Source organism: Actinoplanes sp. NPDC026623, from assembly GCF_040638275.1.
Taxonomy (GTDB): Bacteria; Actinomycetota; Actinomycetes; order Mycobacteriales; family Micromonosporaceae; genus Actinoplanes.
In genome coordinates this window covers 1-15,539 of sequence record NZ_JBEZXZ010000096.1, presented here as the reverse complement: position 1 = coordinate 15,539, position 15,539 = coordinate 1, and the positions used below count along the sequence as shown (strand labels likewise).

15 protein-coding genes and 2 pseudogenes are annotated in these 15,539 nt (G+C 72.9%); 9 read left to right on the top strand and 8 right to left on the bottom strand.

Features of this window, described 5'->3' with window-relative positions; genetic code table 11:
- Positions 1-121 precede the first annotated feature (121 nt).
- Positions 122-535, bottom strand: coding sequence for an SHOCT domain-containing protein (locus AB0F10_RS25700; RefSeq protein ID WP_360629966.1), 414 nt, complete (start codon positions 533-535; stop codon positions 122-124).
- Positions 536-693: 158 nt separating this feature from the next.
- Between AB0F10_RS25700 and AB0F10_RS25695 the strand changes: the two genes are divergently transcribed.
- From AB0F10_RS25695 to AB0F10_RS25685, 3 genes are all read left to right on the top strand, one after another.
- Positions 694-1,125, top strand: a complete 432-nt coding sequence (locus tag AB0F10_RS25695; protein WP_360629963.1) for a nitroreductase/quinone reductase family protein — start codon at positions 694-696, stop codon at positions 1,123-1,125.
- 634 nt (positions 1,126-1,759) lie between these two features.
- Positions 1,760-5,638 carry a hypothetical protein gene (locus AB0F10_RS25690; RefSeq protein WP_360629960.1) on the top strand — a complete coding sequence of 1,293 codons (3,879 nt, stop codon included), beginning with the start codon at positions 1,760-1,762 and terminating at the stop codon, positions 5,636-5,638.
- A 20-nt stretch (positions 5,639-5,658) separates the two neighbouring features.
- The gene (locus tag AB0F10_RS25685; protein ID WP_360629957.1) at positions 5,659-6,420 is read left to right on the top strand and encodes a glycosyltransferase family A protein; all 762 of its coding nucleotides are present in this window, start codon (positions 5,659-5,661) and stop codon (positions 6,418-6,420) included.
- Between the two features lie 46 nt (positions 6,421-6,466).
- Here the strand turns inward: AB0F10_RS25685 and AB0F10_RS25680 are convergent.
- Positions 6,467-7,279: pseudogene (locus AB0F10_RS25680) on the bottom strand (helix-turn-helix domain-containing protein); the annotation flags it as partial.
- Between the two features lie 35 nt (positions 7,280-7,314).
- Here AB0F10_RS25680 and AB0F10_RS25675 point away from each other — a divergent pair.
- Positions 7,315-7,833 (top strand): annotated as a pseudogene (locus AB0F10_RS25675) (DJ-1/PfpI family protein); the annotation flags it as partial.
- A 14-nt stretch (positions 7,834-7,847) separates the two neighbouring features.
- A complete protein-coding gene (locus AB0F10_RS25670; protein WP_360629954.1) occupies positions 7,848-8,186 on the top strand; it encodes a hypothetical protein in 339 nt (112 codons plus the stop codon).
- On the opposite strand, the gene AB0F10_RS25665 is transcribed toward AB0F10_RS25670, so the two are convergent.
- From AB0F10_RS25665 to AB0F10_RS25645, 5 genes are all read right to left on the bottom strand, one after another.
- Positions 8,128-8,934 (bottom strand): GNAT family N-acetyltransferase, encoded by an 807-nt coding sequence (locus AB0F10_RS25665; RefSeq protein WP_360630013.1) that lies wholly within the window; start codon positions 8,932-8,934, stop codon positions 8,128-8,130. The genes AB0F10_RS25670 and AB0F10_RS25665 overlap by 59 nt on opposite strands.
- Before the next feature lie 2 nt (positions 8,935-8,936).
- Entirely contained in the window at positions 8,937-9,092 is a 156-nt protein-coding gene (locus tag AB0F10_RS25660) for a hypothetical protein (RefSeq protein WP_360629951.1), read from the bottom strand.
- Positions 9,093-9,189: 97 nt separating this feature from the next.
- Entirely contained in the window at positions 9,190-9,870 is a 681-nt protein-coding gene (locus AB0F10_RS25655; RefSeq protein WP_360629948.1) for a hypothetical protein, read from the bottom strand.
- 80 nt (positions 9,871-9,950) lie between these two features.
- Entirely contained in the window at positions 9,951-11,456 is a 1,506-nt protein-coding gene (locus AB0F10_RS25650) for a plasmid pRiA4b ORF-3 family protein (protein WP_360629945.1), read from the bottom strand.
- Positions 11,457-11,521: 65 nt separating this feature from the next.
- Complete coding sequence (locus AB0F10_RS25645; protein ID WP_360629942.1) at positions 11,522-11,779, bottom strand: hypothetical protein; 258 nt, start codon at positions 11,777-11,779, stop codon at positions 11,522-11,524.
- A gap of 593 nt (positions 11,780-12,372) precedes the next feature.
- Here AB0F10_RS25645 and AB0F10_RS25640 point away from each other — a divergent pair.
- From AB0F10_RS25640 to AB0F10_RS25630, 3 genes are read left to right on the top strand one after another with little or no spacing between them, the layout of a single operon-like run.
- Positions 12,373-12,606 (top strand): hypothetical protein, encoded by a 234-nt coding sequence (locus AB0F10_RS25640; protein WP_360629939.1) that lies wholly within the window; start codon positions 12,373-12,375, stop codon positions 12,604-12,606.
- Between the two features lie 36 nt (positions 12,607-12,642).
- Positions 12,643-13,533 carry a helix-turn-helix transcriptional regulator gene (locus tag AB0F10_RS25635; RefSeq protein ID WP_360629936.1) on the top strand — a complete coding sequence of 297 codons (891 nt, stop codon included), beginning with the start codon at positions 12,643-12,645 and terminating at the stop codon, positions 13,531-13,533.
- A 47-nt stretch (positions 13,534-13,580) separates the two neighbouring features.
- Positions 13,581-13,835: a hypothetical protein gene (locus tag AB0F10_RS25630; protein WP_360629933.1), complete on the top strand. Its 255-nt coding sequence runs from the start codon at positions 13,581-13,583 to the stop codon at positions 13,833-13,835.
- 132 nt (positions 13,836-13,967) lie between these two features.
- On the opposite strand, the gene AB0F10_RS25625 is transcribed toward AB0F10_RS25630, so the two are convergent.
- The gene (locus AB0F10_RS25625; protein WP_360629930.1) at positions 13,968-15,077 is read right to left on the bottom strand and encodes a bifunctional NAD(P)H-dependent oxidoreductase/GNAT family N-acetyltransferase; all 1,110 of its coding nucleotides are present in this window, start codon (positions 15,075-15,077) and stop codon (positions 13,968-13,970) included.
- Between the two features lie 31 nt (positions 15,078-15,108).
- Between AB0F10_RS25625 and AB0F10_RS25620 the strand changes: the two genes are divergently transcribed.
- Positions 15,109-15,539: MarR family winged helix-turn-helix transcriptional regulator (locus tag AB0F10_RS25620; protein WP_360629927.1), on the top strand; the 431-nt coding region annotated here is incomplete at its 3' end.

Genomic DNA, 15,539 nt, shown 5'->3' with positions numbered 1-15,539 from the left:
GCCGTCGCCCTGGTAGGCGACGGGCTGTTGCACGCTCAGGCGTCACTACCCGCGGGCTTCGAGTTGATCGAAGGCGATGGTCCGCCACGCGCGTGGCGGACCATCGCCCGACGGGGCCTGCCTAGGAGACCGACGCCGTGCCGCTCTTGGTCAGGGCGCCCGCCTTCAGCTGCTCGAATTCGGCCGCGCTGATCGCGCCGGAGTCGAGCAGCTGCTTGGCGGACGCGATCTCGTCGACGGCGCTGCCGCCGCTCGGTGCCGCGACCGATCTGATGTAGGCGTCCTGCCGGCGCACCGCATCGGCCTGCGCGGCGAGCGCGCGTTCGGTCATGCCGCCGCCCCGGGCGATGACGTACACCAGCAGGCCGAGGACCGGCAGGAAGATCAGGAACAGGACCCAGAGCGTCTTGGCCCCGGCGCCGAGCTCGGTGCTCCGGAACAGGTCTCCGAAAACCCAGAACAGGCACATGAACCAGGCGACGAAGATGAAGAACTCGAACAGCGCCAGCAGGAACGAACCGTTGTCGTCGAACACGCCAATTCCCTTCCGAGACGGCGCCGACCTCGTCGGCGTCAGGATTGACTTTCTGGTTCGTCCAGTGGATCGCTTGCGGGGCGGCCCGGCCTCATCCCGTACGGACTACTTTGCACTGGTGCGGGCGTCGGGTGTGGACACCACGACATACTCGGGCGGTGCAGGAACCATGGCAGATGCGCTCCCGGAAGTACCGAGTTGTCACCGCGACCGAGCGGATCAACAACCGCCTGACCCGCTTCGCCCTGCGCAAGGGCCTGGCTCCCCGGGCGTTCGCCCTGCTCGAGACGACGGGCCGGCGCACCGGGCTCCCGCGGCACACGCCCGTCGGCAACGGTTGCGTAGGCGACACCTTCTGGTTGGTCGCCGCGCACGGAACCCAGTCGGACTACGTTCGCAACCTTCAGCTTCATCCGGCGGTGCGGTTGAAGATCGGACGCAGGTGGCGCACCGGGACCGCGGTGGTGCTGCCCGACGATGACCCGGTTGCCCGTTCGCGGACCCTGCCGCACCGGTGGGACGCGGCGCTGGGCCGGCTGATGGCGTCCAGCCCGTTGACTGTCCGCATCGACCTCGATCGCAACGACTGAGGGCGCACATAGTAAGGACCGGCGTCCACGGGGGAAGACGCCGGTCCCGGTTCCGAGGATACACGTGTGCGCCGACGGTTGCATGCTGCGGTATGCATCGAGGGTTCGCCGACCCGAGACCGGCCGGCCGGGCGGGAACCGCGGCGCGCCCGAGACGGGCGTGTTTCGTCTCGGGCGGCGCGGGCAGGCGGCTTCCCTCCATGTCGGAGGAATGCCACCTGCGTAATGAGGAACCGGCTCGCCGATTCCTGGATGTGAATTGGACATGGAATAGTGCCGCAGACGATCACAGAAGCTCTCGTCTCCGGCCATTGTGCCTGGCGACCCGGCGTCGTCCTGGGTGGACCGCCCCCGTTCTGATTCGCGGCCATCCGGTCTCGGTTGCCGTGCCTTCGAACGATCACGAAGACTGCCGAAGGCGCGCGGCCGCCGCCATGTCCGGCGCCCGCCCGCCTGTATCATGGCTGCTCGATCGATGGTCCTCGGTTTTCCGGTCCGGATCCACACCGGACGGATTCCGGGTGGCGGGGGCGGGGACATGGGGGAGACACAACCGGGCACTGAGCCCCGTGCGGCATTCGCCGAGCGCTTTTCGCTGTTATATGCGCAGGCCGGAAATCCGACATTGGCACGGGTGGCCGCATCCGTCACCCGAGCGCGATTCCCGGATGAGCAGGGCCGGCCGATACGGGTGTCGGTTCAGCGGGTCAGCGACTGGCGGCGCGGCATCAATGTCCCGGCCCGTTTCGCGCAGCTGTCCGCCGTGCTCCGGATTCTCATCGGCGAGGCGCGCAAGAGGCAGCCGCAGCCCGTGGTCGAGAACCTCTACGACATGGGGGACTGGCAGTCGAGGTGGGAGGACGCGCTCGCGAGCCCGGCCGCCGCCCAGGAACCGGCCGGGGAGGACGACGCCGACCCGGGCGTCTGCCCGTACCGCGGGCTCGCCGCCTTCCGCGAGGAGGACGCCGCCTGGTTCTTCGGACGCCGGCGCAGCACCATGGCACTGCTGGAACGGATCACCGACGCCGCCCGTACCGGTGGCATCGTCATGCTGGTCGGCCCGTCGGGCGCGGGGAAGTCCTCGCTGCTGCAGGCCGGCCTGGGTGCCTCCATCATGGGTGGCCGGCTGCCGGTGGAGGCGTCGAGCCGGTGGCCCGTCGTCGTGATGACTCCCGGCACCGATCCGCTCGCCGAGCTGGGCCGGCACCTGCCGGAGGTCGCGGCCACGCTCGAGGCCGGTGGGAGCCCGTCGGCGGGCGGGATCTCGGACGCGATCGCCGCCCACGGGCGCCGGGCCGGGGGCGCGGGTGCCCGGACGGTTCTGGTGGTCGACCAGTTCGAGGAGGCCTTCACCACCTGCGAGGACGAGAGACGTCGCCGGCTGTTCATCCAGGCCCTGGGCGTGGCGTCCGGCGGCGCTGCCGCACCCGCGGTGGTGGTCCTCGGGGTTCGCGCCGACTTCTACGCACGCTGCCTCGACCATCCCGTACTGGCGTCGGCGCTTCAGCATCGGCAGATGGTCCTGGGCCCGATGACCCCGGCCGAGCTCCGCGAGGCCGTGCTCGGGCCGGCGACGGCGGCCGGCCTGCAGATGGAACCCGGCCTCCCCGAGCTGATCCTGCGGGATCTCGCGATCAGCGGCGAGCCGAACGAGGCCGAGGTCGGCTACGACGCCGGCGCCCTGCCGCTGCTGTCGCACTCGCTGCTCGCGACCTGGCAGCTGCGGCGAGGCGCCAAGCTGACGGTCGCCGGCTACCGGAGTGCCGGCGGCATCCAGGGCGCCGTCGCCACGACGGGCGAGCAGTCCTGGGCCGGCCTGTCACCGACCGGCCGGGCGGCCGCGCGCCGCATGCTCCTCCGGCTGGTACGGGTGGGCAAGGACACCCGCGACACCCGCCGGCGGGCGACCCGGGACGAACTCGTCGAGCAGGCCGAGGACAGCGCGGCGGCGGCGGCCGCGCTGGAGGTCCTCGCCAAGGCCCGCCTGGTGATGCTGGACGCGGGCACCGTGGAGCTGACGCACGAGGCCCTGCTGTACGCCTGGCCCCGGCTGCGGGACTGGATCGAGCAGGACCGCGCGGGCAACCTGCTCCGGCAGCGGCTGGAGGAGGACGCCTCGATCTGGGACGACGAGGGCCGGGACCCCTCGTTGCTGTACCGCGGCATGCGCCTGGAGGCGGCCCGGCACTGGGTCCGAAGCGACGGGCTCGCCGGCCTGACCGCGGTCGCCCGCGAGTTCATCACCCGGTCCGGGCGCCAGCGGCGCAGAACAACCTGGATCAGGAGGTCCGCGATCGCCGCCATCTCGGCCTTCGCCCTGCTCGCGGTGGGCGGCGCCACCGTGGCGCTCCGGCAGCGCGACGACGCGCTGTTCGAACAGCTGCTCGCGCAGACCGATCGCATGCAGCAGCCCGACCCGTCGCTGTCGGCGCAGCTGGCGCTGGCCGCCGACCGGATGCGGCCCGGCGACGGCCGGGCGCAGGCGAGGCTGTTGTCGACGCAGGACGTGCCGCTCGCGCTGCCGCTGTCCGGGCACCTCGGCGCGGTGTACCTGACCTCCTTCAGCCCCGACGGCCGCACGCTGGCCACCACCGGCTTCGACCGCACCGTACGGCTGTGGGACGTCCACGACCGAAGCCGCCCGGTGCCCCTCGGCGAGCCCCTTCGCGGCCACACCAGCTGGGTGACCTCCGCGGTGTTCAGCCCGGACGGCCGGACCCTGGCCAGCGCCGGCGACGACGGGACGGTCCGGCTCTGGGACGTGCACGATCCCGCGCGCCCGAGGCCGCTCGGCGCGCCGCTTCCCGCCGGGGGCGGCACCATCTACCTGGTGGCATTCAGCCCCGACGGCCGCACCCTCGCCACCGCCAATCAGGACCGCACGGTCGGCAGATGGGACCTGCGCGACCCCGGCCGGCCGGTCCCGCTGCCGGCCCTCACCGGGCACACCGGACCGGTACGCGCGGTGGCGTTCAGCCCCGACGGCCGCACCCTCGCCAGCGGAAGCGACGACAAGACCGTCCGGCTGTGGAACGTCGGCGACCCCGCACGGTCCGGGCCGGCCGGTTCCCCGCTGGTGGGGCACGCGGACACGATCCATTCGGTGGCGTTCAGCCCCGACGGGCGCACGCTGGCCAGCGGCAGCGAGGACCGGACGATCCGCCTGTGGAACGTCGCCGACCTGGACCGGCCCATTCCCCTGCGGCAGAGCCTCAGCGGGCACGACGGGTCGGTGTGGTCGGTGGCGTTCAGCCCCGACGGCCGGGTCCTGGCGTCCGGAAGCGGCGACGGCACCGCCCGCCTGTGGACGGTGGGCGACCCGAGCCGGCCGCAGCCGCTGGGCCAGCCGCTCGCCGCTCGATCCGGGATCGTCTACGCCGTGGCGTTCAGCCCCGACGGCTTCAGCGTGGCGACGGGCAGCGACGACGGCACCGTCCGGCTCTGGTCCGCGCCGGCCCGGACCCTGATCGGTCACAGCGCGCGCGTGCTGTCCACGGCCTTCCGCCCGGACGGGCACCTGCTCGCCTCGGCGGGCGCGGACGACACGGTCCGCCTCTGGGACGTTCGCGACCCCGGCCACCCGGTCGCGGCCGGGCCACCGCTTCGGGCCGGCGGGAGCGTCTCCAGCGTCGTCTTCAGCCCGGACGGCCGCCTGCTCGCCATGGGCAGCGCGGACCAGACGGCGAGCCTGTGGGACGTGCGTGATCCGGGCCGGCCCCGGCGCGTCGGGACGCCCCTGACGGTGAACGCGGGCGGCCAGGCCGCGTTCAGCACCGACGGGACCATCCTGGCCACCCAGAACGAGGAGACCGTCCAGCTCTGGGACGTCCGCGACCCCGCGCACCCCCGGACCCGGGCGGTGATCGCCACCGGGCACGCCGGATACCTCACGGCGGTCAGGTTCGGCTCGGACCGGCGTACCCTCGCCACCGCGAGTTTCGACGGCACCATCCGGCTCTGGGACGTCACCGACCCGGCCGCGCCGGCCGCCCTCGGGCCGCCACTCGCGGGGCACAGCGGGCCGGTGTGGTCCGCGGAGTTTAGCCCGGACGGGCGGACCCTCGCCACCGCCGGCGGCGACAAGACCGTCCGCCTCTGGGACGTGCGCCGTCCCGGCCGGCCGGCGCCGCTGGGCGCACCGCTCACCGGGCACACCGACGCCGTCAGCACGCTCGCCTTCAGCGCGGACGGCCGGACCCTGGCCAGCGCCGGCTACGACAAGACGATCCGCCTGTGGAACGTCGCCGACCCCGCGGAGCCGGCGGCCGCGCTCGGCGGCCAGCCCCTGACCGGCCACAGCGGCGTCCTGCTCACGCTGGCCTTCAGCCCCGACGGCCGGTCGCTGGCCGCCGGTGGCGCCGACACCAACGTACGGCTCTGGGAGACGGACCGGGACGAGGCCGAGCGGCGGGTCTGCTCGACGACCCGCGGCGTCCTGACCGCCCCGCAATGGGATCAGCTGCTGCCGAGGCTGGGGTACCGTCAGCCGTGCGCAGATGACCATCGAGGCTGACCGCGCGGGAAGGGTGCACCATGCCGTTGATCTCCGTCCTCACCCCCGTTCATGCGGAACGGGCGGAGTTCCTCACCGAGGCGGGCGAGAGCCTCGCCGCGCAGGACCTGCCGGCCGGGTGGGAGCTGGAATGGCTCATCCAGGAGGACGGTCCGGAGTCGACGCCGGCCGTGGTGGCGAAGCGGTTCCCGTTCTCCCGCTACCAGGCCAACGGCGAGTCGCTGGGCGTCAACATCGCCCGGAACGTCGCCCTGTCCCGGGCGGACGGCTCGCTGGTGCACGTGCTCGACTCCGACGACCTGCTGCTGCCGAACGCGCTGCGCACGGCCATCGAGGCGTTCGCCGCCCATCCGCGCATCCACTGGGTCACCGGGCAGGCCTACGACCTGCTGCCGGACTCGTCCCGCCGGTCGTTCCCCGCGCCGCTGGAACCCGGGCTGATCGAGCCGGGTGTGATGACCCAGCTGGTCCTCGACACGGGGAAGCCCGCGGCGCCGTGCGCCGGGCTCACCGCGCGCACCGACACCGTCCGCGCGTTCGGAGGCTGGGTGGCCACGGCCCGCGGCGGCGACCTGGCGCTGGTGGTGGCGCTGGCCGAGACGACGGCGGGCTTCATGCCGCCGGAGGTCACCTGGCTGTACCGGCGGCACGCCGGCCAGATCACCGGCCAGGACGGCTGGTCCCGGCTGCAGGCCGAGTCGATGGCGCTGGTTCGCCAGCGCATCGCCGCGCTGCGCCGGCTCGGCGTATCCGTCGCGGGCGAACCGGCGGCCGGAGGGTAGTCCCTCGATCCGGCCGGCGGCGGCAGGGGTGGCCGGTCCGAGGCGCTCACCGTGGTCGGGGGCGAGCGTGGAAGGTGGTGCGGTATGCCTGCGGCGCCACCCCGCTGAGCCGCTTGAACTGGGCGCGGAAGTGCGCCGGCGAGGCGAAGCCGACGAGGTGGGCGATCCGGTCGACGCCGTGGTCGGTGCTTTCGAGGAGCTCCTGCGCCTGGCGGATGCGTACGGCGGTGACCCACTGCATCGGGGTGCGGCCGGTCTCCTCGTGGAAGCGGCGGTTGAGCGTGCGCTCGCTGAGCCCCGCCCGGGCGGCCACGTCGGCCAGGGTCAGGTCCTCGCGGGCGTGGATCTCCAGCCATTCGAGGACGGCGCCGAGTCCGGTCTCGGCGGTACGCGTTGCGGGGCGCACGATGAACTGCGCCTGCCCGCCGTCGCGGTGCAGCGGGGCCACGGCCTGCCGCGCCGCGTCGGCGGCGATCGCGGCGCCGTGGTCGCGGCGCACGAGGTGCAGGCACATGTCGACGCCGGCGGTCGCCCCGGCGGAGGTGATGATCTGTCCGGTGTCGACGTACAGCACGTCGGGATCCAGGTCGACGGCCGGGAACGCCGCCTTCAGCCGCTCGGCGGCGGCCCAGTGCGTGGTGGCCCGCCGGCGGTCGAGCAGCCCGGCCGCGAGGGTGAAGGCGCCGACGCAGATCGAGGCGATGCGGGTGCCGGCGGCCGCGGCGGCCCGGAGCGCGTCCAGCGCCGCGGCGGGCACGGGCGCGGCCGGGTCGTAACGGCCGGGCACGATGACGGTGTCGGCGTCCGCGAGCGCGTCGAGGCCGTGGTCGACGGACAGGCGCAGCGGGCCGGCGTCGACCGTGGGCTCGCCTCGCCGCGGACGGCCCGCGCGAGGTGGTCAGCGGCACCCGCGGCCTGACCCTGCGGGCCACCGCGAGGCTGGACCCGGACCGGCCGGGTTACGTCGTGGTGCCGGGTGCCGGCGGGCCCACCACCGGCGACCCCGACCAGGGCGCGGTGACGATACCCGTGCTGCTGGCCCGGTTCGCCGGGTCGGCGGCGGTTCCGCTGCTGCGCGCGGCGCTGCGCAATCCCGAGGTGACCGTCGCGACCGTGTGCGGCGGATCGCTCGCCCTGGCGATGGCCGGCCTGATCGAGGGCCGCCACGCGGTGACGCACGTACTCGGCATGGACGTGCTCGACGCGACCGGCGTACGGGCGGTGCCGGCCCGGGTCGTCGACGACGGCGACCTGGTCAGCGCGGGCGGCGTCACGTCCGGCCTGGACCTCGGGCTGCACCTGCTGGAACGCGAGTTCGGCCCGCGGGTCGCGCACGCCGTGGAAACCCTGTTCGAGTACGAGCGGCGCGGCATCGTGTGGCGCGCCACCGGCCGCACGCCCGTCACGACCTGAAGGGACGCCGGTCCATGCACCCCATCGTCGGAACCTGGGACCTCAGCCTGAGGACCCCGATCGGCACGCTCGCCGCCGTCTACGTCTTCGGCGACACCGGCGGCGTGCTCACCGGCACCGCGGGAACGACCGCGGAGACGGTGCCGCTGGCCGGGATCGCCTGCGACGGCCCCCGGGTGACCTGGCGGCAGTCGGTGACCCGTCCGATGCGCCTCAACCTCGACTTCGACGTGGTCGTGGACGGCGAGACCCTGGCCGGCCACTCCCGCGCGGGACGACTGCCCCGCACCACGGTCACCGGCAATCGCCGGGCTGATCCGGCGGGATCCACCGGTAGTGCGTCGAGGTGGTGATCTCGTGGAAGCCGCACCGGCGCAGGATCGGCGCGCTGGCCGGGGACGCGTCGACGTGCAGCAGCCGCAGGCCCCGGGCCACGGCCTCCCGGGCCCGGGCGGCGATCATGGCCCGATAGAGCCCGCGCCCCCGCCACTGCGGCAGCGTCGTGCCGCCGAGCAGCGCGACGAAGTCGGTGCCCGGGTAGTACACCGCCCAGGCGGTACAGGCGAGCCGCTCGCCGGCCTCGGCGACCAGGATGGTGATCCGATCGGGATCGGCCGACACCCGGGCGCCGAGGTCGGCCGCGACCCAGGCGCAGTCGACCCCCCACACCTCGGTCTGCTGGCCGGCGATGCGGCGCAGGTCCGCGGCCGCGCTGACCTGCCGCAGCACGACGCCGGCGGGCAGGACCGGTTCGGCTGCCACCTCCTCGGCGAGGCCGAGCAGCACCGTCGACGGTTCCTCCGGCACGAAACCGGCCGCGACCAGGCGCTCGGGAAGATCCGCGGGCAGGTCGTGGGCCCGGAGCTTCCATTCGACGCCCTCGCCGCGGGCCCGGAAGTAGTCCCGCTGGCGGGCGATCAGGCGGTCGAGCTCGGCGCCGGTGACGCCGACGTCGCGCGGCGCCCGGATTCGTCCCAGGTGCGAGCCGACGATCCGCAGGATCGGGCCGTCGTACTCGTAGGTCACGCCGGCCGGGGCGGCGCCGGGTGACACGCGCATCCGCGCGTCGTAGGCGGCGCGGAGGGCTGCGGTGTCGACCATGGTCACCGGCCGTGGATCCGGTTCGGTCCAGCAGATGGTGCCCGGGGACCGGGCGGCCGGAGGTCCCAGCAGTCGAACGGCGGCTCCTGGTCGAGGCCGGCGCGTTCCTTTTCCGGCACCGTGGTGGCCTTGTACTCGTCCTCGGTAAGTCTGCGCACCACATCAGAATGTCAGCCGCCGCGGGCCGGACGCGACGACATGACGGTTCGGTGGCGCCCGGGCGGGAGGGCGGCGTGTGCCGCCCTTCGCCATGACTCAGGAGGGCCAGGTCGGCCCGGTGCCGGGCCTCGCCGGCGACTGGGTCTTCAGGGCCATGGATACGGCGGTGAGGAGCAGAACGGGCGCCAGCATCCACAGCAGGATGAAGTCTTCTCGCCCGTCGTTGGCCAGCACCACGAGGAGGCCGGCCGCCGCCAGGAGAAGACCCACGGACCAGGCGGCGTAGAACCGCCGGGTGTGCTGGCGCGGCGCGGGCTCGTCGGTGGCGGTCACACCCGGGTTCCGGGCCGCCCATTCCCGGGCGACCTCCACCGGAACCTGCGGTATGCGCAGGTCACCGAGCCGGGTGCGATACGGCACCTGCCGGGGCAGCCCTCGGGGCCGCAGCAGGGACCAGGCGACGGGGACACCCCCGGCGACCGTGATCGCCACCAGGTTGCCGGGCCGCGACAGGTCCCCGAAGGTCGCGGCCGACCAGGCGGCAAGCGCGATGAGGACCGGCAGGGGAGACCAGGGCGCGAGCCGGCGGTCCCGGCGGGCCTTCCCGGCGCTGCGCGGATCAAGGGGGAGCCGCAACGAGGGCCGCCGCCTGAATCGCCAGGTGCTCAGCGACACCTCGACCCAGTCGGGATCGGCGGCACCGTCGGTGATCGCCAGCGCGGGGATCTGGAGGCCCGCTACCAGCTCAGAGGGGACGACGAGATCCGTTCGCTGCATGATGATCATCAGGCTAGTCGCGGGATGCGCCGGGCGCACCCTGCCCGCAGGGGAGCGGCCGACGGCCGATCAGCGCACCGTCACCCCCGAACGGTCAGCGCCCGCGACACCTCGGCGGCGTCGAATAGGGCCGGCTCGAACTCGCCGGCCGAGGCCAGGCCGAGCCATTCCAGGTGTTCCCCGTGCTCCGGGTGGGCGGGGTCGGCGAGGACGTCGACGAGCTGGGCGTAGGCCCGGATGCCGCCGCAGTCGTCCGGCGGGGCGGCACGCCGGCCCGCCGTGCAGCGGGGGTATGCCACCGCGGCACGGCGGTCGAGAAGCTTTTCCACCACGATCTCGTGTTCCCAGTTGTCGCCGAAGTCGTAGACGTACCGCACCCGGCCCCGGACGTCCGGCGCGACCTGCTCCAGCGTCACCGGCTTCTCGGCGCGGTGGCCCAGCTCCCGGTCGGCGACGCCGAACATGCCGTACGGGGTTTCGAAGACGTGCAGGTGGCTGCCGTCCCAGCCGAAGGCCACCTGGATGATGTCGTGCAGCTCGGACAGGCTGGTGTCGCCGGGCACCTCCAGGCGCCGCCAGATCGGGGGCTTCGCGCCGCGCAGGCCGACCTTGATCTGATAGATCGGCGCCGGTCCGTCGGACTTCTTACGCTTCGCCGGCAGTGTGGCGGCGGCGGCCTGAACCTGCCGCGCCCGGCCGGCGAACATCGGACCCGGCCGGGCGGCGGCGCCGTGCTCGGCCGGTGGGCGCGGCGGCTCGGGAAGAACGCCCATCCGGGTACGCAGCAGCACGGCCAGCGGGTGGTAGCCGGGCCCCGCCTCGTCGAAGCCGTCGTCCGGTTCCGGGCCGCCGGACTCCCGGTCGTGCACCGCGCGGGCATCGAGGGCCCGTTCGACCTGCCAGCGGAGCTCGGCGGGGTCCAGGTCCTCGGCGTCGATCCGCACGCCGGCGCGGCGGGCGTCCGTCTGGACCATCCCGCCGACCTCGTCCAGCGCCTCGCCCGGGAACAGCATGATGTCCACCGCCGCGTCACAGTCGGTGTGATCGACATCGATGAGGAAGCCGTGCGAGCGCCCGGACCGTTCGAAGGAGCACAACAACATCGACGCTTCGCCGCTCCGGTCCCGGTATCGGCGGCAGACCCCGCCCTTGACCGGCTCGGACAGCGCGTCCATCCACGCGGGCGCGGGCAGCCCGCGCGCCAGCAGCCGCCGCCCGGCTACCGCGGCGGCGCCGCCGCCATCCATCGCGTCGATCGCGAGCAGCACGCCGAGGGACGCGGGGGTGGACATCTGCGCCAGCGCCGGGACGATCGCCTCGGACAGCGCCTCGGCGAAGCCCTCGCCGGCGGATTCTCCCGCGGCGACGAAATTCGCCCCGTACAGCTCCGCCTCCAGCGGATCATCGACCGCGAGGATGCCGGCGATGCCGGCCGCCAGGTCATCGATGACCGCCTGAGGATCGAAATCCGGATCCGAGCACTCGGGACAGTCGCACTCCTGCGGGACGGCCGGCACCGTGCGCAGTATTCGCTGATCGGAGCGGCGGGACTTCTCGTTCTTCCGACGGCGGCTGACGGGACTCACCGGACCATCCTGCCCCACCGTCGCGAGTGGCCTCACCGAACCTCACCCGTCCGGGTGTACCTTGCCTACGGGCGCCGGCCGGCCCGCATCGCCTCCGCGCGGCGGGCCTCCTCCCGCCGGGCCCGGACGGCGGCGCGAAGGGCCGGCCAGAGCCGCAGCTTGCGCGAGCTGTCGCAGGCGGCCAGCAGCCTCGCCAGCTCCTCGCGCTCCTGGGGCGGAACCGTCGCGATGACGATGACCACCGGCAGCGCGGCCGCCACGAGCTCGGTCAGGACGAGCACCAGCAGCGCGCCCACGGCGATGATCACCAGATAGTCGGTCATGGGATTGCCTCCTGTGGTGTCGAGGTCGGACGGTCCGCTCCGCTCCTGGGCGGACCCGCCGAGGTGGCGGCCACGATGACCGGCATCGTGGCGGCGAGTACGGCGGCGAAGGCGACGATGGCTGCGGCCGCGACAGCGTGGATCGCAGTCCCGATGGAGTCAGGGGAGCGCGGGACGACGGCCGGGCAACTGCCGGCGCCGATCGGGCAGACGATCGGCTGGTGCATCCGTGGCGCCGCCGAAGGCGCCCGAGGCTGGGCCGGGGAAGGACATGGCGACCTCCGATCCTGGCGTTTCGCGAGGGCCTGCACGGCATAGTCAGTTGATCACGGTGGCTGTCTATGTTTCGTCTTTGTGCCCTCGCTTAGGATTATGCATTCGTATGCACAAGATCGCAATATCCATGCTAATGAGTGAATTTCCCGCGCAACTGCCGTGACCTTCCGTGTATCGATGTACCCCTTGTCGAGGGTCGGAGAGTGAGTAAAGTTGCCAGAGATGCCGGTGTGCGCGGCGTATGCAGGCCGGCCAGGTGGATGCCGAATATTCGAAGATCTACTTGATTCGTCACTGATCTGGTGTAATCTTCGCGCGTGAACTCTGACAATAAGGGCGTCTCGGGCAATTCGGCGCCGACGCTGACTCTCCTGGCGAGCCTGTGCGGCAACGGAAGCTGCCCGACCGTGTATCAGACCGACCGGGGCACGCTGGTCGTCCAGGGATACACGGTGGCACCGCAGACCGCCGGCCTGGACATCCCCCATGGCGAGCAACTGGTGGAGATCCCCGCGGATCTTTTGACCGCATTGATGCAGGCGAGTGCATAGACTGGGTTACGGACAACCGGGAGGGGGCGAGTTGCGATGCCGGACCCGTCCTCCCCGGATGCCCAACCGCCGGCGCCGGTGGGCCGGACTCTGGCGAAATGGCGCAAGCGACGAAACCTGACAGGGCAGGCCCTCGCCGACCGGGTGGGCATGACGCAGTCGAAGATCTCCCGCCTCGAGACCGGGGCGGTGGCGGCCGAACCGGCCGATGTCCGCCTGCTCGCGGAAGCGCTGGAGATGCCGTCCGGCGAGGTCGAGCACGTCGTCGAGCTGGCCGAGCACGCGGCGGACAACCGGCTCATCGAGTGGATCGCCGCCGGCCACGAGCTCCTGGCGCTGCAGCGCGAGATCGGGCGCATGGAGGCCGCGGCGAAGGAGCTGCGTGTCTTTCAGCCCGCGGTCATTCCCGGCCTCATGCAGACCAGCGAATACGCGCGCGCGGTGATGTCCGACTCGATGGATGAGGTGGCGGCCGCCGGGCTCGTCGATTCGGCGGTCGAGGTCTCCGAGGCGGTCAGCGCGCGGATGCAGCGCAATCAGGTCCTGCATCTGCCCGACCATCAGTTCCATTTCCTGATCACCGAGCAGGTGCTGCGCGACCAGGTGTGTTCGGCGGCGGAGATGATCGCCCAGATCGAGCGGATGCGCGAGCTGGCGAAATACCCCAACATCGACCTGCGGATCATCACGGACGGCACGTCGCTGCCGATTCCGCCCTACCACGGGTTCGTCGTGGCCGACGAGAAGTGGGTCAGCGTCGATCTCTTCACGGCCAGCCTCAAGTCCAACGGGCGGCAGCTGGTCCGTGCCTACCGGGAGGCTTTCGCCGCCCTGGAGCGGGTGGGCACCAAGGACATCCGCGGCCTCCTCGACCGCTATCAGGAGCAGTACGCGCGAAAGCTGCTGCCGGAGTCTTTCGCGAGCTGAAATCTCTTGCGCTTGTCGGGCCTGGCCGGGTTTTCTACCGTGGACTCATGACGAACCACGAATTCGCCGACTTCACAGCCGCTGACGGTCCGCCGGCCACCCCGGAACCCGGCCCGCGCGTGGTGGTCAGCCTGTGTGGCGCCGGCACCTGCCCGACCGTCTACCACACCGACCGTGACACCGTGCTCGTCCAGGGCGCGGTCGTCACCGGAGTCGCCGTCCCCGAGGGCGAGCAACTCGTCGAGATCCCGCGCGAGATCCTGCTCGAGGCGGCGCGACGGCTCCAGGAGCACGACGCCTGATCCCCCGTCCGCTCCCGCTCGATGCCGCGCGGCCGAACTCCCGCGGTGACGCCGCCGTCAGGCCGACGCGCCGCCGGTCGTCGCGCCCGAACCGCGGACCGCCCGAACGGATCCGGGCCGCGGCGCGCTCGATCACCGCGGCGACCCGGCTTCGGTGTCCATGGGGGAGGTGTCCATGGGGGACAGGTCCTTGGTGAGGCGGGTGGTGCCGGCGGGGCCGGCGAGCGGCGTCGACCGGTAACCCTCGCTCTGGTAGAAGTCGATGTTTCGCAGGCTCTTGGCGCCGGTGAACAGCAGGACGCGGCGGCAATCGGAGTCGGCGGCGGCCTCGGCGGCACGCAGCAGCCACCGTCCGAGCCCCCGGCCGCGCAGGTCGGGCACGACGGCGAGCCGGCCCACCAGCCAGTCGGTGCCGTCGCGGCGGGCCCGCACCATGCCCAGCAGCCGGCCGTCCAGCCAGACGCCCGTGGTGTGCCAGGTCGCCAGCCAGTCGCGCACCTCCTCCGCCGGCTCGTGCAGGGCCGGAATGGCCAGGGTGTCGTTGACGATGGCCTCCTCCGTCCAGCAGCACCGCTGCAGCACCGTGACCTGGGGCTCGTCGCCGGGGGTCAGTCGCCTCGCGTAGGACCCCGGCAGCGGGCCGGGCCGGGAGTCCGCCCGCGCGCGTTCGCGCAGCGGTCGCAGGGCCTGCGCGACCCGGACCAGTTCGTCGAGCAGGCCGGCGCCGGCCCTGTCGCGGGCGGCGTCGGACAGCAGCCGCCCGTTCTCCGTCGCGTCGCCGATGCGGATCGCGACGGTGGCGCCCAGCGGTACCAGGCGCAGCGTCGTCACCACCTGCTTGGCGTGCTGCACCGAACGGGTGCCCGCCGACGTGTTGCCGTAGCTGACGAAGCCGATCGGCTTCCACGCCCATTCGCGGCCGAGGTAGTCCAGCGCGTTCTTCAGCGTCGCCGGCATCCCGTAGTTGTACTCCGGCGTCACGGCGATGAACCCGTCCGCCGCGTCGACGATCGCGCTCCACTCCCGGGTGTGCTCGTGCCGGTAGACGCCCGACGACGGATGCTCCTCCTCGTCGAGAAACGGCAGGTTCAGGTCGCCGAGGGCCACCGGTACGAGCTCGACGCCGAGTTGCGCCGCGCGAGGGGCGATCGCCTCGTGCAGCCACCGGCCGACCTCGCGGCCGAGGGCGCCGGGGCGGGTGCTGCACAGCAGCGTCAGGACGCGAACCGGTTTCGTTGACATGGAAACGAAGTGTAGGTGCTAGGTTGTTTACATGTCAACGAAATCGCCGGCCGGGCCTGTACGCTGGCTGAACCCGGACGAGGAGCGGGCGTGGCGTGCGTTCCTGCGGATAGTGGTCGCCGTGCAGACCGGCACGGCGCGCGACCTCGCCACGGTCGGGCTCTCCGAGCCCGACTACGAGGTGCTCAGCACCCTGTCCGAGCGGCCCGGCAACACCAGCACGCTGGGCGATCAGGCCGACAAGATGGGCTGGTCACGCAGCCGGCTGTCCCGGCACGCCACCCGGATGGAGGCGCGCGGCCTGCTGCGGCGCACGCCCGACCCGGCCGACGGCCGGGGCTGCTTCCTGGAACTCACCGCCCAGGGCCTGGACGCGCTGGTCGGGGGCCCCCCCGCCCCCCGGGAGGGGGGGCGGGGGCCCCACCAACTCCCGGCCGACACCGCAAAGCCCGCCGCCCCCCA